Here is a 17,220-nt window from a genome sequence, read left to right on the forward strand (position 1 = left end):
TGCTCGCCGACCTTGTCCTCGTCGTACTCCCACTCGTCGTCGTCCTTCACCGACCCGACGAACGTGACCGCCTTCGCCTTCAACTCCTTCAGCTTGGCCACCAGCGGCCGCACCTCCGCCGCATACGACGACAGCGCCCCCGACACCTTCTCCAGATCGTCCGCGAACCCGTCAGCACGGTCCTTCACCGGCTTCGTCGTCGCGAACAACTGCTCGGCCTCCGGCGCCTGATAGAACGCCGACAGCCCCTGGAACTGGGAGTGGACATCGGAACCGGCGTCCCGGATGCTGCCCGCGTCCGTCTTCAACGCCGCGTGATCCAGCTCCAACTGCGCCAGATCACCGGTGAACTGTGGGATCTGCTCCGGTGTGATCACGCTCAACCGCCCCCGCTCGTCCGCGCGTCATCGGATCAACTCTCAACTGGATCCGATCATCATATAAAACGGACGTGCGTTGTCTGACGGTGCGAAAGGTTTGTTACGAGAGTGGGAAGTTACGGCGCGCCCGGCTGCCGGGGCCGCCGAAGCCGGCGGGCGGGCCGGGAGCGGGGTCCCCGCCCAGCAGGACGCCGCCGAGCAGTGCCCCGCCGACCCCGCCCGCGTGCGGGCTCGTTCCGGAGGCGGGGGTGCCGTGCACCCGGACGTCCTGTTCGGCGAGATGCAGGGCGGTGCGCGCAAGGGCGTCGGCCGCGAGAGGGTCCTCGGTCAGCAGGCGCCGGGCGGTCGCGAGGCGCGTGCGGGCCTCGGCTCCCACCGCGCCCCGGTGCGTCGCGACGAAGTCGGCCGCCCCGGCCGTCGTGCTCCGGGCGACCAGCTCGCCGGCCACCGCCAGCACCCCGGCCCGCCCCGCCGAGACCGGCGCGACGGCCCGTACGACCCGGCGCAGGGCGTCGAGGGGGTCGTACGGCCCGCCGGTCAGCGTCTCGCGTACGGCGGCCAGTACGGCGTCGGCGTGCATGAGGCGTGACGTCAGCTCCCCGGCCGGGATCCCGGCGAGCGCCTCACCGCCCGCCGCCTTCGCCACCCGCTCCCGTGCCCCCGCGATCTCCACCTCCGCCCCCGTCAGGACGGCACCCGTCAGCCTCTCGGCCGTCGACAGCTCCCCGGCGAGGCGCTCCACGGCGGCCCCGAAGGTCGCGGACTGGTCGATCGCGGCCTCGGCGGCGCGCAGATGGGCGGCGGCGCGCCGAGGATCGTCCAGATCGGCGGCCTGGCGCGCCTGGTTGAGGTGGAAGGTGGTGAACACCAGCCGGTCCTTGGCCTGTTCGACGTGACCGACGACCGGCGCGCAGGCCGTGGCCGCGTAGCGCCCGCCGAGCGCCGCGAGGGTCGCCCCGGCGGTGGACGTCCGGGCGGCCACCTCACGGAATCGGGTCTCCGCCGCCTCCAGCGCCGCCCCCACGTCCCGGTCCAGGCCGCGTACCGCGTCGAAGGCCGGCGCCTCCGCGTCCAGCCGCCGCCCGGCCTCCGTGCACCTCCCGACGATCCCGGCCAGCGCCTGCCGCCGTGCCGAGGTCTCGGACGGGACCCCGTCGTCGTACCGCTGCCGTATCGCGAACGCGGCCGCCAGCTCCCACCGCGCCTCCCGTACCGCCCGCGCGAAGGGCTCCAGCTTCTGCGGGGTGGACGTGGCCCCGGCGGCGGCGAGTTCCTCGCCGCTGGCGCGTACGCAGTCGTCGGCTTCCACCAGCAGAGCCCGTGCCTGCTCGTCGAGCCGGTCCAGGGCATGCGCGGAGCCGGGGTCCGGCGCGGCCGCCGGTCCGCCCGGGGTGGTGCGAGTGCGGGCGCGCCGGGTCCGACGGACATGGGTGTACGCGGCCAGGACCGCCGCCGTGCCCAGGGCGACGAGCGGGAGGACGAGGTCGGCGGTGGAGGTCTCCTCCCCCTCCTCCTGGGCGGCCGCGCCCGGGGTGGGGGCGGTGGAGGGGAGCGCGGCCGGGCGGTCGCTGTTCGACGAGGCGGTCAGTCCGGGCCACACCAGCCACAGCACCGCGATCACCCCGCCGAGCAGCGTGTGCGCGACCCGCACGGATATGTGCGTGGGCGTACGCCGGGGCCGGCGGCGGATCGAGGAGGGCGTCACATTTCGGAGCGTATGAGCAGGAATGCGGCTCCGCGAGTGGTGTGCGCCCCTGGTGTGGCCCGACTGCTCCGCGCGCGCCGCCCCCCTCGCGAGGACGAAGCCCGGACCGGCGCGCGCCGCGTCGCCGCCGTCACCCGTGCGCAGGAGCGCACCGGGCGCCGCGTGCATCCGGTGTCACCGATTCGTCGGACAGACGTCACATGAGCTTTGCCCCTTGGGGTGCTTCCGTTAGTTGTGGGGTGGCTGTGCGCGGCCTACGTTCCACGGCACTTCCCCCAATTCTTGTGAGGGTCACCGATCCATGCGAGCTCTACTCACCAGCAAGGTCGCCCGGCGTGCCCTGCGGCCCGCCATCGCGCTCATCGACCAGCGCATCCAGCGTGAGGTCCGGCGGGTCGTCGGAAACACCTCCCACGACGCCGTGCAGCAGGAGCTGAAGAAGATACGCAGCCGTCAGCGGCCCCTGGAGCTGTTCTTCGACGGCACCGGACGCGGTGCGTCCCGGCTGCCCTCGACCCCTCACCTGAACCGGACGATCGCCGAGCTGACCCATGTCACGGGGAACGGGGAGGGCGCCGAGCGGGCGGTCGCGCAGGCGTTCCGGCTGCTCATCGCGATGGAGGCGCTGGGCGTCGGCCGCATCGCCGGCGGCACGATGAACATCTGCGGCAAGCTCGCCGCCGTTCCGCTGCTCGACCCGCCGAACGACGAGATCCTGGAGATCGGCACGCTCTACGGCATGTTCGGCGCGGCCGTGATCCGGATGATGGAGCGGGAGGGGCGGGACCCCCGGCTCACGATCGTCGACCCGCTGGCCGGTCAGCAGCTCCAGCCGGGCACCAGCATGAGCGGCGACGTGACGGGCACGCCGGTGCGGGAGGCCGCCGTGCGCAGCAATCTGGCGCTGGTGGGCGCGGCCGGTGCCGCGACCCGGATCCAGCAGGGCTTCTCGGAGGACCCCGAGGTGCGCGCCGCCGTCTCCGACCGCTCCTACGGCGTGGTGATCGTCGACGGCGACCACTCCGCCGAGGGCGTGGCCAAGGACCTGGAGTGGGCCGAGCAGATCGTCGCCCCCGGCGGGATCGTCGTCCTCGACGACTTCGGGCACCCGAAGTGGCCGGGCATCAAGGAGGCCTTCGAGAAGCACATGGCCTCCGACACCCGGTTCACCTTCCTCGGGCAGGTCGCGCACTCCGGCTATCTGCGCGCCTCAGCCTCCTGACGACGACGCGGGCCGTCGGCGGATCTTGTCGCCCAGCCAGACCAGCGGGTCGTACTTGCGGTCGACGGCCCGTTCCTTCAGCGGGATCAGGGCGTTGTCGGTGATCTTGATGCCTTCGGGGCAGACCTCCGTGCAGCACTTGGTGATGTTGCAGTAGCCGAGGCCGTGTTCGTCCTGGGCCGTGCGCTTGCGGTCCAGGCCGGACTCGTCCGCCGCGTCCAGGGGGTGCATGTCCAGTTCCGCGACCCGCATCAGGAAGCGGGGGCCGGCGAAGGCGGGCTTGTTCTCCTCGTGGTCACGGACCACATGGCAGGTGTCCTGGCACAGGAAGCACTCGATGCACTTGCGGAACTCCTGCGACCGGTCGACGTCCTCCTGCATCATGCGGTACTCGCCCGGCCCGAGTCCGGCCGGCGGCACGAACGCCGGGACCTCGCGCGCCTTGTGGTAGTTGAAGCCGACGTCCGTGACGAGGTCCCGTACGACCGGGAAGGCGCGCAGCGGGGTGACGGTGATCGTCTCCGCGCGGTCGAAGACCGACATCCGGGTCATGCACAGCAGCCGGGGCCGCCCGTTGATCTCGGCCGAGCACGAACCACACTTGCCGGCCTTGCAGTTCCAGCGCACCGCCAGGTCGGGGGCCTGGGTGGCCTGGAGCCGGTGGATGATGTCCAGCACCACCTCACCGTCGTTGACCTCGACCTCGAAGTCCTCCAGGCCGCCGCCGTCCGTGTCCCCGCGCCACACCTTGAAGCGGGCCTCATAGCTGCTCACTCGTACAGCTCCTCTTCGGCGAGGTACTTGACCAGCTCCTCCTTGTCGAAGAGGGCGAGCAGGTCGGAACGGATGGGTTCGGTGTCCTCACGGGCGAGGGCGATCTGGCCCCGGACCGGGTCGGTCGCCCCCAACCCGCCCGTGGGATCGACGAGTCGGCAGAGCAGATTGACGCGGCGCCACGCGCGCTCCATCCCGGGGTGGTCCTCGCGGGTGTGGCCGCCACGCGACTCGCTGCGCTCCAGCGCGGCCCTGGCCACGCACTCGCTGACCAGCAGCATGTTCCGCAGGTCCAGCGCGAGGTGCCAGCCCGGGTTGAACTGGCGGTGGCCCTCGACGCCGGCGCGCCGGGCCCGGGCCCGCAGCTCGGCCAGCTTCTTCAGGGCCTGAGCCATCTCCGATTCCCGGCGGATGATGCCGACCAGGTCGTTCATCGTCTGCTGGAGCTCCTGGTGCAGGCTGTACGGGTTCTCCGGCGGGCCACCGGCCGGCTCCTCGGTCTCCGCCTCGGCCGAGAACGGGCGCAGCGCCTCCGCCGCGGCCGAGGCCACCTGGTCGTCGTCCACCCGGGGGCGGGTCGCCGCCGCGCCCGCCGCGTACTCGGCGGCGTGCAGTCCCGCCCGGCGGCCGAACACCAGCAGGTCGGAGAGCGAGTTGCCGCCGAGCCGGTTGGATCCGTGCATCCCGCCGGCCACCTCACCGGCCGCGTACAGCCCCGGCACCCCGCGTGCCGCCGCCGAGTCGGAGTCGACGGCGATGCCGCCCATCACGTAGTGGCAGGTGGGGCCGACCTCCATCGCCTCGGCGGTGATGTCGACGTCGGCCAGCTCCTTGAACTGGTGGTACATCGACGGCAGCCGGCGCTTGATCACCTCGGCGGGCATCCGCGTCGACACGTCCAGGAAGACACCGCCGTGCGGGGAGCCGCGGCCCTCCTTGACCTCGGAGTTGATGGCCCGGGCGACCTCGTCGCGGGGGAGCAGCTCGGGGGGACGCCGGTTGCGGTCCGGGTCCTCGTACCAGCGGTCGGCCTCGTCCTCGGTCTCGGCGTACTTCTCCTTGAACACGTCGGGGACGTAGTCGAACATGAACCGCTTGCCGTCGGAGTTGCGCAGCACCCCGCCGTCGCCGCGGACGGACTCGGTGACCAGGATGCCCTTCACCGAGGGCGGCCAGACCATGCCGGTCGGGTGGAACTGCACGAACTCCATGTTCAGCAGCGGCGCCCCGGCCAGCAGCGCCAGCGCGTGGCCGTCGCCCGTGTACTCCCACGAGTTCGACGTGACCTTGAAGGACTTGCCGATGCCGCCGGTCGCGATGACGACCGCGGGGGCCTGGAGGACGAAGAAGCGGCCCGACTCCCGCTCGTAGGCGAAGACACCGCTCACCCGGGAGCCGTCCTTGAGGACGCGGGTGACCGTGCATTCCTGGAAGACCTTCAGACGGGACTCGTAGTCGCCGGTCTCGCCGTGGTCCTCCTGCTGGAGGGAGACGATCTTCTGCTGGAGGGTGCGGATCAGCTCCAGGCCGGTGCGGTCGCCGACGTGGGCCAGGCGCGGGTACTCGTGGCCGCCGAAGTTGCGCTGGGAGATCCGGCCGTCCTTCGTACGGTCGAACAGCGCGCCCCAGGTCTCCAGCTCCCAGACCCGCTCCGGGGCCTCCTGGGCGTGCAGCTCGGCCATCCGCCACTGGTTGAGGAACTTGCCGCCGCGCAGGGTGTCACGGAAGTGCACCTGCCAGTTGTCGTGCGGGTTGGCGTTGGCCATCGCGGCGGCGATCCCGCCCTCGGCCATCACCGTGTGCGCCTTGCCGAACAGCGACTTGCAGATCACGGCCGTGCGCGCGCCCCGCTCACGCGCCTCGATGGCGGCGCGCAGTCCCGCGCCGCCCGCGCCGACCACGACGACGTCCCACTCCTGTCGCTCGACCACGGACATCAAAAGGCCCCACTCATCTAGAAGAAGCGCGGATCGTCGAAGACCCCGGACGCGACGAGATAGACGTAGAAGTCGGCGAGCGCCACGCTCACCAACGACGCCCAGGCGAGCAGCATGTGTCGGGCGTTCAGCTTGCCGACCCACTGCCACATCCGGTAGCGCACCGGGTGCTTGGAGAAGTGCTTGAGCTTGCCGCCGACGATGTGCCGGCAGGAGTGACAGGAGATCGTGTACGCCCAGATCAGCACGATGTTGACGAGGAACACCAGGGTGCCGAGGCCCATGTGGCCCCACGCGTAGTTCTCGTCGCGGAAGGCGAGCACGGTGTCGTACGTCAGGATGCCGGCGACCAGGATCGCCGCGTAGAAGAAGTACCGGTGGACGTTCTGCAGGATCAGCGGGAAGCGGGTCTCACCGGAGTACTTCTGGTGCGGCTCGGCCACCGCGCAGGCCGGCGGGGACGCCCAGAAACCCCGGTAGTAGGCCTTGCGGTAGTAGTAGCAGGTGAGCCGGAAGCCGAGCGGGAAGATCAGGATGATGATCGCGGGGGAGATGCCCCACCAACTGCCGAAGAGCTCCCAGTTGGGTCCCCCCTTCATCGGCTCGCAGTTCTCCGCCAGACAGGGGGAGTAGAAGGGCGAGACGTAGGGGGCCGCGTAGTAGTCGGTGTTCGCGAAGGCCCGCCACGTCGAGTACACGATGAAGGCGAACAGCCCGGCGGCGGTGGCGGCCGGCGCCAGCCACCAGCGATCGGTCCGCAGATGCGGGGCCGCGATCGCGGCGCGCGAGGCCGACCGGACGCCGCCGCCGGAGGGATGGGGATCTGTGGTTGTGGGTTCCGTACCAGTGGCCAAGGTGTGACTCCGGTCGGTCGGGACTCGGGCCGGTCAGGGTGCGCGTCGGTCGCGGGCGCCGAGTCCCTCGTCGTCCGTGTCGACCCACAGGCTGTTGTCGTACGGGGTGTCCGGAATGGTGACGAGCTCCGGGCGCCGCTGCGCGGCCGGAGAGCTGGCCGCCTCGCGGAGCAGCGCGAGACTCTCGCGCAGGTGTTCGCAGTCGGTGCGGACGCGGCGTATGTCGAGCCCGCCGGTACCGAGCTGCTGCTCCAGGCGGCCCAGCGACCGGGACAGGTCGTCCAGGCAGCGCTGCACCGTTGTCAGTTCGTCGTGCACGGACATGACGTGACCTCACTTCCGTCGGCACGGTGGCCGTGGGTGGCAACGGTCATGCGCCTGCGAGTGTTGCGCGTCACACCTGTCGCTGGGAAGGGACGTGCACCGATTGGCCGAGGCGTTCCGGTGCATCCCACGGTGTGTTGCGCCGCACGGGTGGGCTTCCCGGCCGTCGTCGCCGTGTCGCCCGGTGTTGCCGAACCCTTTCCTCTTCAGTGGCCGCATCAAGCTGAAAACATCTGATCAGCTCCATATACCACCAAAAGTGATCGTAACCCCCGCGGCTCCCGGAGGTAAGCAGAGATGTCCCACCACGGCGTCACACTGCGCGCGGTGATGCGCTCGGTCGCCTTCCTCACCGCGGGAGTGCTCGCGGTGCCCGCCCTGGCCGGGTGCGGCTCGGACGACGATGCCGGCAAGCCGCTGGCCGGACAGGACATCGCGCCCGCCGCCCGCGCGCAGGTCGCCGACGGCGGGACCCTGCGCTGGGCCGTGGACGCCGTACCCGACACGCTGAACACCTTCCAGGCCGACGCCGACGCGACCACCACGAAGATCGCCCAGGCCGTGCTGCCGTCGATGTTCCGACTGACCGAGAACGGCCGGCCGGAGATCAACTCCGACTACCTGGAATCGGCGAAGGTCGTGAAGACCGAGCCCCGGCAGGTGGTCCTCTACAAGCTCAACCAGCAGGCCGTCTGGAGCGACGGGCGCGAGCTCGGCGCGGCCGACTTCGCCGCCCAGTGGCGGGCCCTGTCCGGGAAGGACAGCGCCTACTGGACCGCGCGCAACGCCGGGTACGAGCGGATCGAGCGGATCGAGCGGGGCGGCAGCAACCTGGAGGTCAAGGTCACCTTCAGCCGGGCCTACGCCGACTGGCGGTCGCTGTTCTCGCCGCTGTACCCGAAGGAGGTCATGGGCACGCCCGACTCCTTCAACGACGGCGCCCGCACCAAGCTCAAGGTCACCGCCGGGCCCTTCACGGTGCAGAACGTCGACAAGAAGAAGGACCAGGTCGTCCTCGTCCGCAGTGCCCGCTGGTGGGGCGAGCCGGCCAAGCTCTCCAAGATCGTGCTGAGTGCCGTGCCGCGCGAGAAGCGCGCCGAGGCGCTGGCCGCCGGGACCCTGGACCTCGCCGACATCGACGTGGCGACCGCGCGGCGCGTCGACCTCGCCGGGCAGCCCAAGGGGTCCGCCTCGCCGGCCCAGGGCGGCACGGCGGCCGTGCCCGCGGACACCCAGGCGCTGGCCCGCTACGAGGTCCGCAAGTCGCTGGAACCCGCCTACACCCAGCTCGCCCTCAACGGCGCCGCGGGTCCGCTCGCCGACGAACGGGTCCGCCGGGCCGTGGCCCGCGCCCTGGACCGCCGGGAACTGGCGGAGGTCGTCCTCAAGCCGCTGGGCCTGCCGACCGACCCGGTCGGCAGTCACCTCGCGCTGGCCGGGCAGGAGGCCTACGCCGACAACAGCGGCGCGCTCGGGGGCGAGGACACCAAGGAGGCGCAGGCGCTGCTCGCCGACGCCGGCTGGGTGCGCGGCGGGCCGCTGAAGGAGCAGAAGAAGGAGAAGGCGGCGGGGCCGAAGGGCACGTCGGCGTCACCGGAGTCCGGGGAGTCGGCCGGGGAGGACGACGGCACCTACATCGTCGGCGAGGACGGAAAGGCCGACCAGGACGGGAAGGCCGACCAGGACGGGAAGGCCGGGGAGGACACCGAGTGGCGTGACCACCAGGAGTACCCCCGCAACCTCGCCCAGGACGGCAAGCAGCACGTCCAGCAGGGGGGCGGGGCGCAGGGCGCCTACGCGCCCCAGGGCACCGCGGCTCCCGGGCCGGCCGCCGGGCCGCTCGCCAAGGACGGCAAGCCGCTCACGCTGCGCTTCGTCCTGCCGTCCGGGCCCGGGTCCGACACGCTGCACCGGGTCGCGGACCGGATCACGGGGATGCTGAAGCGGGTGGGGATCACCACGGAGACCTCGAAGGTCCCCGACGAGAGCTACTTCAAGGACCACGTCGCCAACGGCGAGTACGACCTCGCGCTGTACTCCTGGCCGGCCTCCGCGTTCCCCGCGACCGACGCCCGGCCGATCTACGCCAAGCCGGTACCGGCCGCCGACGGCTCCCTGAGCATCGAGCAGAACTACACGCGGGTCGGCACCGACCAGGTCGACCAGCTCTTCGACCAGGCCGTCGGCACGCTGGACGAGGAGGAGTCCCGCGACCTGGTCCGCAAGGCGGACTCCCGCATCTGGGCCGCGGCGGGCTCCATCCCCCTCTACCAGCGCCCCCAGCTGACCGTCGCCCGCAAGACGCTCGCCAACACCGGCTCCTTCGGATTCGAGACCCCGATCTACCAGGACATGGGCTTCCTGAAGCCCCAGCAGCCCGCGAAGGCGAAGACCGGGAACTGACTGATCCCTCCCCCTGCTCGGCCCGGCGTCGCGACACCCCGCGGCGCCGGGCCGAGCCGTCGTGGTCCGCCCTCGGTCGGCCCCCCACCTGCGCCGACGTATCCCCGCAAGCCTCACCCGCGGTAGCCCCGTACCATGGGGTGAGGCCGTGGCGTGTCAAGCCCGGCAGGGCGCGCGTAACACAGTCCTACGCGTAGCCGTCCTCACCATCCCGGGAGAACGCCGCAATATGGCCACGCGCCACGACATCCGTAACGTCGCCATCGTCGCCCACGTCGACCACGGCAAGACGACCATCGTCGACGCCATGCTGAAGCAGGCCGGTGCCTTCGCCGCGCACCAGCTCGACTCCGTCGACGACCGCATGATGGACTCGAACGACCTGGAGCGTGAGAAGGGCATCACGATCCTCGCCAAGAACACCGCGGTGAAGTATCACCCGAAGGACGGCGGGGACCCGATCACGATCAACATCATCGACACCCCCGGCCACGCCGACTTCGGCGGCGAGGTCGAGCGCGGCCTCTCCATGGTCGACGGTGTCGTGCTGCTGGTCGACGCCTCCGAGGGCCCGCTGCCCCAGACCCGCTTCGTGCTGCGCAAGGCGCTCCAGGCCCGGCTCCCCGTCATCCTGTGCATCAACAAGACGGACCGTCCCGACGCCCGTATCGACGAGGTCGTCAACGAGACCTACGACCTCTTCCTCGACCTGGACGCGGACGAGGAGCAGATCGAGTTCCCGATCGTCTACGCCTGCGGCCGTGACGGCATCGCCTCGCTGACCAAGCCGGACAACGGCACGGTCCCGGCCGACTCCACCAGCCTCCAGCCGTTCTTCTCCGCGATCCTGGAGCACATCCCGGCGCCGACGTACGACGAGGCCGGCCCGCTCCAGGCCCACGTCACCAACCTGGACGCCGACAACTTCCTCGGCCGTATCGCGCTGCTCCGTGTCGAGCAGGGCGAGCTGCGCAAGGGGCAGACGGTCGCGTGGATGAAGCGCGACGGGTCGGTCGGCAACGTGCGCATCTCCGAGCTGATGATGACCGAGGCGCTCACCCGCAAGCCGGCGGAGATGGCCGGCCCCGGTGACATCTGCGCCGTCGCCGGTATCCCGGACATCATGATCGGCGAGACCCTGGCCGACCCGGAGAACCCGGTGGCGCTGCCGCTGATCACGGTCGACGAGCCCGCGATCTCCATGGTCATCGGTACCAACACCTCTCCGCTGGTCGGCCGTGGCGCCACCGGCAAGGGCGCCGACAACAAGGCGGCCGTCAAGGACCGCAAGGTCACCGCCCGCCAGGTCAAGGACCGTCTCGACCGCGAGCTGATCGGTAACGTCAGCCTCCGGGTGCTGGACACCGAGCGGCCGGACGCCTGGGAGGTGCAGGGCCGTGGTGAGCTGGCGCTGGCCATCCTGGTCGAGACGATGCGCCGCGAGGGCTTCGAGCTGACCATCGGCAAGCCCCAGGTCGTCACGAAGGACGTGGACGGCAAGGTGCACGAGCCGGTCGAGCGCATGACCATCGACGTGCCCGAGGAGCACATGGGCGCCGTCACGCAGCTCATGGGCGTCCGCAAGGGCCGCATGGACAACATGTCGAACCACGGCTCGGGCTGGGTCCGCATGGAGTTCGTCGTGCCGTCCCGGGGTCTGATCGGTTTCCGGACGGAGTTCCTCACGCAGACCCGTGGCACGGGCATCGGGCACTCCATCCACGAGGGCTTCGAGCCGTGGTTCGGCACCCTGCAGACCCGGAACAACGGCTCGCTGGTCGCCGACCGCTCGGGTGCCGTCACCGCGTTCGCGATGACGAATCTCCAGGAGCGCGGTGTGCTCTTCGTGGAGCCCGGCACCGAGGTGTACGAGGGCATGATCGTCGGCGAGAACTCCCGTGCCGACGACATGGACGTCAACATCACCAAGGAGAAGAAGCTCACCAACATGCGGTCCTCCACGGCCGATGTGACCGAGTCGATCGTGCCGCCGCGCAAGCTGTCGCTGGAGCAGTCCCTGGAGTTCTGCCGCGACGACGAGTGTGTCGAGGTGACCCCGGAGGCCGTTCGCATTCGGAAGGTCAACCTGGACGCGCGTGAGCGTGCCCGCGCCGCGAGCCGCGCCAAGCACGGCTGACGGCCCTTCAAGGGCCCTCTGACAGGACCCGGCCCCCTCCGTGACGGGAGGGAGCCGGGTCCTCGTGTTGGGCGCTTTCAGGAGCCTGTGGGCGAATCTTGAAGCCCTGTTCGGATATCGGTGCCCTGGCGATCAAGTTTCGGACATGTAAACAAAAATCCCTCCCGGTATGTCCGAAAGGTCGACTTCCCATCTCACTTGTCAAGCGCGCGCAGGTGTCAATCTTTGCAATTTTTGCTCAAAAAATGGACGCGAGGGAGATCCCTGTGTCTTGCGCCCTTGACGCGCGTTGATGCACTTGGCGAAAGTTCCCCCAAACCACAGAACCTGCCGGTATCTGTGCTGCGCTCAACTCTCCAACCCCCCGGGGGAAGAACAACATGACCAGTCCAACCAAGGCCGAGGGCTCCGGGTCCACGGTCGCCTTGGACCCAGAGCTCGACGCGACCTCCGAGGTCGCCAAGGGAACGAAGAAGCTTGAGGGTCGTTCCCCCGGGCAGTTGATGTGGCAGCGCTTCAAGCGTGACCGTACAGGGATGATCTGCGCCGGCGTAGTGATTTTCTACTTCGTCGCCGCGCTCGCGGCCCCGCTGCTGACGTCGATCAGCGGCACCGATCCGTACACGCTGTACGGCCAGGACCCCACCTACGCGGACCGGCCCGTGCTGGACGACTTCGGTCTTCCGCTCGGCTGGTTCGGCGGTGTCTCGGCGGACCACTGGTTCGGTGTGGAGCCGCAGTACGGGCGTGACCTGTTCGCCATGCTGATGTACGGCATGCGCACCTCGCTGTTCATGGCGCTGGGCGTGACCACGCTGCTGATGGTGACCGGCATCGTCATCGGCCTGGTGGGCGGCTACTTCGGCGGCCGTACCGACTACTGGCTGGGCCGGGTCACCGACTTCTTCCTCTCGTTCCCGCAGCAGCTGTTCTTCATCGCCTTCATGCCGGTCGTGACCGCGTTCTTCGTGGACCCCCGGGAGGAGACCCCCACGTACTTCCGGGCGCTGGCGATCCTGATCGTGCTGTGGCTGCTCGGCTGGATGAGCATGGCGCGTATCGTGCGCTCGACGGTGCTGTCGCTGCGCGAGAGGGAGTTCGTGGAGGCGGCCAAGGTCGCGGGCGCGTCCCCGTGGCGGATCGTCCGCAAGGAGATCCTGCCGAACGTCGTCTCCCCGATCCTGATCCAGTTCACGTACCAGCTCCCGAGCACCATCCTCACCATCGCCTTCCTCTCCTTCGCCGGTGTCGGCTTCGTCGAGCCGACACCGGACTGGGGACGACTGTTCGCCGCCGGCGCCAAGTACGCCGAGCAGGACCCGGCGTTCATGTTCTTCCCCGGAGTGGCGCTGGTGATCTTCATCCTGTGCTTCAACCTCCTCGGAGACTCGGTACGGGATGCCTTCGACCCCAAGTCCGGGCGCTAATCGTCCATTGGTGGGGGGTGACTGCCGCCCCCGCGACGGCCTACCAGCCGCGTCAGGCAGTACTCATGGATAACAACCGACAGGTAGGTGCATTCACCGCTATGAAGTCGCTCACCTCGCGCAGAGCGCGTGCCATAGTCGTCGCCCTCGCGGCCGGCTCCCTCGCGCTCACCGGGTGCTCCGAGAACAAGGGCACCAGCTCCAACAAGGACTCGAAGAAGGACCAGAAGGAGGCCGCCACCCAGTCGAAGGCGGTCACCTACGCCGACGCCGCGGCCTCGGCCGGCCCGGCCGAGGAGGTCCCCGGAGCCAAGCCCGGCGGCACCATCACCGTCTTCCAGGAGTCGGGTCTGTCCCACCTGGACCCGGGCCAGATCTACGTCTCCGACGCCGGCCAGGTCGCCAACCTGCTCTTCCGCGGCCTGACCAACTTCGAGGAGGACGGCAAGGGCGGTGTCTCCGTCGTCGGTGACCTCGCGACCGACTCCGGCAAGTCCACCGAAGGCGGCAAGACCTGGACCTTCACGCTGAAGGACGGCGTCAAGGACCAGAACGGCAACGCGATCACCTCTGCCGACGTCCGCCACACCATCGAGCGCCAGTACGCGGAGTTCATCTTCGACGGCCCGACGTACCTGCAGACCTGGCTGAGCGGCGCGAAGTACCGCGAGGCGCTGCCGGACGGCGGCTTCGGCAAGAAGCACCTGCCGGACTCGGTCCTCGAGACCCCGGACGACAAGACCATCGTCTTCCACTTCGACAAGCCGCGTCCGGACCTCCCGCAGACGCTGGCCATGCCGGGCTACTCCATCGTTCCGGAGAAGTCCGACACGAAGGAGAAGTACGACAAGGCCCCGGTCTCCACCGGTCCGTACAAGATCGCCGAGTACAAGATCGGCAAGGTCCTCAAGCTGGTCAAGAACGACCAGTGGGACCCGAAGTCCGACTCCGTCCGGCACCAGTACCTCGACGGCTTCGACTTCCAGTTCGGTGTCACCGAGTCGACCCAGACCAAGCGTCTGATCTCCGACCAGGGCGGCTCCAAGAACGCCATCCAGCTGACCGGCGGCGTCGAGTCCACCCAGATCCAGGACGTCGTCGGCGACCCGGCGGTCAACAAGCGCACGATCAAGGGCTACCAGCCCTACGTCCAGGTGCTGAACTTCAACCTGGACCGGGTCAAGAACAAGAAGGTCCGCGACGCCATCACCTACGCGGTGAACTCCAAGTCGCTGATCGCCGGTGAGGGTGGCGCCTACGGTGGCGACGTGGCCCCGAACCTGTTCGCCCCGACCCTGCCGGGCTACGAGGCCGGCTACGACCCCTACGGCCGTCTGAAGACGCCGCAGGGCAACATCGCGAAGGCCGAGGAGCTCCTCAAGGGCGTCCCGGCCGCCGAGAAGAAGCTCGTGTTCGCCTACAACAACAGCGAGCAGGGTCAGAAGCGCAAGGTCGCCGTCGAGGACGCGCTGACCAAGGTCGGCTTCGACATCGTGGCCAAGGAGGTCGACTCCGCGAGCTACTACGAGCAGATCGGCAAGGTCGACAACCCGTACGACATCTACATCTCCGGCTGGGGCCAGGACTGGCCGTCCCCGGCCACGGTCGTGACGCCGGTCTACGACGGTGACCAGATCGCCGAGGGTTCGCCGAACTACTCGCACATCAACGACCCGAAGGTCCAGGAGCTGATCCACAAGGCCCTGACCCAGGAGCCGACCGAGGCCGCCAAGACCTGGATCGAGGCGCACCACTACATCCTCGAGACGATCAACCCGGCCGCTCCGCTGTGGTACACCAAGCAGTTCCAGCTCTACGGCTCGAACATCGGCGGTGCCCGCTACAGCACCGAGTCCAGCTACATCGACGTCACCCGACTGTTCCTGAAGTCGTAACTCTCTACGGCTGATCGCGGGGGTGCGCACCAGGCGGAGCGCGCCCCCGCGGTTCCACGCAAACCTCCCACCGTCTCCGCAGAGAGCAGCCTTCCCGCCATGCTTCAGTTCATCCTTCGGCGCACGGTCGGTGCCGTCGTCACCCTGTTCCTCATCGGTGCCGCAACCTTCTTCCTCTTCGTCGCGGCGCCATCCGACTACGCCTCACTGGCCTGTGGCAGGGACTGCTCGCCCGACAGACTCGAGGCCATCCGGCACGCGCTCGGCCTCAACCTGCCCGTCACCACCCAGTTCTGGGACTTCATGTCCGGCATCGTCGTCGGCCGTGACTTCCCCGACGGTCACTGCCCGGCCCCGTGCCTCGGCCAGTCGTTCTACTCGGGCGACCTGGTCTGGGACACGATCATGGACCGCTTCCCGCTGACCCTCTCGCTGACCGTCGGCGCCATGGTCGTCTTCCTCACCATCGGCATCGGCGCCGGCATGCTGGCCGCCTATCGCCGGGGAACCGCGGCGGACAAGATCGCCACCGGTACGTCCATGGTCCTCAGCTCGATGCAGATCTACTTCCTCGGCCCGATCGTGCTGCTGATCTTCGTGTACAGCACCGGCTGGGTGGAGGATCCGAAGTACGTGCCGTTCACGGAGAGTCCGTTGGGCTGGCTGGGGGGCTTGTGGATCCCCATGGCCGTGATGGCCACGATCTTCACGGCGCAGTACACCCGTATGGCGCGCGCCTCGCTGATCGAGCAGCTCGCCGAGGAGCACGTCCGCACGGCCCGCGCCAAGGGCATGCCGAGGCGGTACGTCTTCTTCCGCTACGCCTGGCGCGGTTCGCTCATCCCGATCGTCACCGTCCTCGGCATCGACATCAGCTCCCTGCTCGGCGGCGGCGTCGTCACCGAGCTGACGTTCTCGCTCCAGGGCATCGGCCGCCTCGCGGTCGACGGCGCGGTCACCAAGGACCTCCCGCTGACGATGGGCGTCATGCTGGTCGGCGCCTTCGTCATCCTGTTGCTGAACATCCTCGTCGACATCGTGTACGCCTGGATCGACCCGCGCGTCCGTCTCTCCTAGGAAGAACGAACCACCGTGACCACACTGACCAAGACCGAGGACGCCCCGGCCCCGACCGGGCCTGAGAGCTTCCTCTCGGTCCGTGACCTGCGGGTGCAGTTCTCCACCGAGGACGGCATCGTCAAGGCGGTCGACGGACTGTCCTTCGATGTCGAGCGCGGCAAGACCCTGGGCATCGTCGGCGAGTCCGGCTCCGGCAAGTCCGTCACCAACCTGACGATCCTGGGCCTGCACAGCCCGCGGACCACCACCGTCGACGGCGAGATCGTCCTCGACGGCAAGGAGCTCGTTACCGCCGGTGAGAGGGAGCTGGAGCGGCTCCGCGGCAACAAGATGGCGATGATCTTCCAGGACCCGCTGACCGCCCTCTCCCCGTACTACACGGTGGGCAGGCAGCTGTCCGAGCCGTACATGAAGCACACCGGTGCCTCCAAGAAGGAGGCCAAGGACCGCGCGATCCAGATGCTGGAGAAGGTCGGCATCCCGCAGCCCAAGGTGCGCTTCGACGACTACCCGCACCAGTTCTCCGGCGGTATGCGCCAGCGCGCGATGATCGCCATGGCGCTGATGTGCGACCCCGACCTGCTGATCGCCGACGAGCCGACCACCGCGCTCGACGTGACCGTGCAGGCGCAGATCCTGGACCTGCTCAAGGATCTGCAGCAGGAGTTCGGTTCCGCGATCATCTTCATCACCCACGACCTCGGGGTCATCTCGCAGATGGCCGACGACCTGCTGGTGATGTACGCGGGCCGGGCCGTGGAGCGCGGCACCGTCAAGGAGGTGCTGCGCACTCCCAAGCACCCGTACACCTGGGGCCTGCTCAGCTCCATGCCGCGGCTGGACGGCGACATCCTCGAGGAACTGACGCCGATCCCGGGCTCCCCGCCGTCGCTGCTCAACCCGCCGTCGGGCTGCCCCTTCCACCCGCGCTGCGCCTTCCAGGACCGCGTGTCGGGCACCCTCTGCACGGACGCACGGCCGCCCCTGGGCGAGGGCCGAGCCTCGGCGTGCCACCTGACGGCCGAGCAGAAGCAGACCATCTTCATCGACGAGATCCAGCCCCGGCTGCGCTAGGGAGAACC

12 protein-coding genes and 1 pseudogene are annotated in these 17,220 nt (G+C 69.3%); 7 read left to right on the forward strand and 6 right to left on the reverse strand.

The window, feature by feature from the left end; genetic code table 11:
• Nucleotides 1–377: pseudogene (locus tag ACZ7LV_RS23800) on the reverse strand (hypothetical protein); the annotation flags it as partial.
• Between the two features lie 103 nt (nucleotides 378–480).
• On the reverse strand, nucleotides 481–2,085 hold the full coding sequence (locus tag ACZ7LV_RS23805; protein ID WP_471941972.1) for a hypothetical protein: 1,605 nt from the start codon (nucleotides 2,083–2,085) through the stop codon (nucleotides 481–483).
• A 301-nt stretch (nucleotides 2,086–2,386) separates the two neighbouring features.
• Here ACZ7LV_RS23805 and ACZ7LV_RS23810 point away from each other — a divergent pair, with 301 nt between their 5' ends.
• A complete protein-coding gene (locus ACZ7LV_RS23810; protein ID WP_401672845.1) occupies nucleotides 2,387–3,307 on the forward strand; it encodes a class I SAM-dependent methyltransferase in 921 nt (306 codons plus the stop codon).
• On the opposite strand, the gene ACZ7LV_RS23815 is transcribed toward ACZ7LV_RS23810, so the two are convergent.
• Genes ACZ7LV_RS23815 through ACZ7LV_RS23830 form a run of 4 tightly spaced genes read right to left on the reverse strand, consistent with a single transcriptional unit; the run spans nucleotide 3,296 to nucleotide 7,196 of the window.
• Nucleotides 3,296–4,081, reverse strand: a complete 786-nt coding sequence (locus ACZ7LV_RS23815) for a succinate dehydrogenase/fumarate reductase iron-sulfur subunit (protein WP_471941974.1) — start codon at nucleotides 4,079–4,081, stop codon at nucleotides 3,296–3,298. The genes ACZ7LV_RS23810 and ACZ7LV_RS23815 overlap by 12 nt on opposite strands.
• Entirely contained in the window at nucleotides 4,078–6,018 is a 1,941-nt protein-coding gene (locus tag ACZ7LV_RS23820) for a fumarate reductase/succinate dehydrogenase flavoprotein subunit (RefSeq protein WP_471941976.1), read from the reverse strand. Before ACZ7LV_RS23820 ends, ACZ7LV_RS23815 begins: the two co-directional genes overlap by 4 nt.
• 17 nt (nucleotides 6,019–6,035) lie before the next feature.
• The gene (locus ACZ7LV_RS23825; RefSeq protein WP_471941978.1) at nucleotides 6,036–6,872 is read right to left on the reverse strand and encodes a hypothetical protein; all 837 of its coding nucleotides are present in this window, start codon (nucleotides 6,870–6,872) and stop codon (nucleotides 6,036–6,038) included.
• Nucleotides 6,873–6,905: 33 nt separating this feature from the next.
• Nucleotides 6,906–7,196: a hypothetical protein gene (locus ACZ7LV_RS23830; RefSeq protein ID WP_401672855.1), complete on the reverse strand. Its 291-nt coding sequence runs from the start codon at nucleotides 7,194–7,196 to the stop codon at nucleotides 6,906–6,908.
• A gap of 297 nt (nucleotides 7,197–7,493) precedes the next feature.
• Between ACZ7LV_RS23830 and ACZ7LV_RS23835 the strand changes: the two genes are divergently transcribed.
• The 6 genes from ACZ7LV_RS23835 (at nucleotide 7,494) to ACZ7LV_RS23860 (ending at nucleotide 17,212) form a co-directional block, all read left to right on the forward strand.
• Entirely contained in the window at nucleotides 7,494–9,599 is a 2,106-nt protein-coding gene (locus ACZ7LV_RS23835; protein ID WP_471941980.1) for an ABC transporter family substrate-binding protein, read from the forward strand.
• Between the two features lie 229 nt (nucleotides 9,600–9,828).
• On the forward strand, nucleotides 9,829–11,736 hold the full coding sequence (typA, locus tag ACZ7LV_RS23840) for a translational GTPase TypA (protein ID WP_471941982.1): 1,908 nt from the start codon (nucleotides 9,829–9,831) through the stop codon (nucleotides 11,734–11,736).
• 380 nt (nucleotides 11,737–12,116) lie between these two features.
• Entirely contained in the window at nucleotides 12,117–13,163 is a 1,047-nt protein-coding gene (locus ACZ7LV_RS23845; protein ID WP_471941984.1) for an ABC transporter permease, read from the forward strand.
• 101 nt (nucleotides 13,164–13,264) lie between these two features.
• Nucleotides 13,265–15,058 (forward strand): ABC transporter substrate-binding protein, encoded by a 1,794-nt coding sequence (locus tag ACZ7LV_RS23850; RefSeq protein WP_471941986.1) that lies wholly within the window; start codon nucleotides 13,265–13,267, stop codon nucleotides 15,056–15,058.
• 99 nt (nucleotides 15,059–15,157) lie between these two features.
• Nucleotides 15,158–16,135, forward strand: a complete 978-nt coding sequence (locus tag ACZ7LV_RS23855) for an ABC transporter permease (protein WP_471941988.1) — start codon at nucleotides 15,158–15,160, stop codon at nucleotides 16,133–16,135.
• A 15-nt stretch (nucleotides 16,136–16,150) separates the two neighbouring features.
• On the forward strand, nucleotides 16,151–17,212 hold the full coding sequence (locus ACZ7LV_RS23860) for an ABC transporter ATP-binding protein (RefSeq protein ID WP_471941990.1): 1,062 nt from the start codon (nucleotides 16,151–16,153) through the stop codon (nucleotides 17,210–17,212).
• The last annotated feature ends 8 nt before the right edge of the window (nucleotides 17,213–17,220 follow it).

The sequence above is a fragment of the Streptomyces sp. NPDC107562 genome (assembly GCF_055657325.1).

Bases quoted from the DNA above. Each gene is read 5' to 3' on its own strand.
- ACZ7LV_RS23810 (WP_401672845.1), top strand. From the start codon at position 2,387: ATGCGAGCTCTACTCACCAGCAAGGTCGCCCGGCGTGCCCTGCGGCCC.
- ACZ7LV_RS23820 (WP_471941976.1), bottom strand. From the start codon at position 6,018: ATGTCCGTGGTCGAGCGACAGGAGTGGGACGTCGTCGTGGTCGGCGCG.
- ACZ7LV_RS23830 (WP_401672855.1), bottom strand. From the start codon at position 7,196: ATGTCCGTGCACGACGAACTGACAACGGTGCAGCGCTGCCTGGACGAC.
- ACZ7LV_RS23835 (WP_471941980.1), top strand. From the start codon at position 7,494: ATGTCCCACCACGGCGTCACACTGCGCGCGGTGATGCGCTCGGTCGCC.
- typA (WP_471941982.1), top strand. From the start codon at position 9,829: ATGGCCACGCGCCACGACATCCGTAACGTCGCCATCGTCGCCCACGTC.
- ACZ7LV_RS23845 (WP_471941984.1), top strand. From the start codon at position 12,117: ATGACCAGTCCAACCAAGGCCGAGGGCTCCGGGTCCACGGTCGCCTTG.
- ACZ7LV_RS23850 (WP_471941986.1), top strand. From the start codon at position 13,265: ATGAAGTCGCTCACCTCGCGCAGAGCGCGTGCCATAGTCGTCGCCCTC.
- ACZ7LV_RS23855 (WP_471941988.1), top strand. From the start codon at position 15,158: ATGCTTCAGTTCATCCTTCGGCGCACGGTCGGTGCCGTCGTCACCCTG.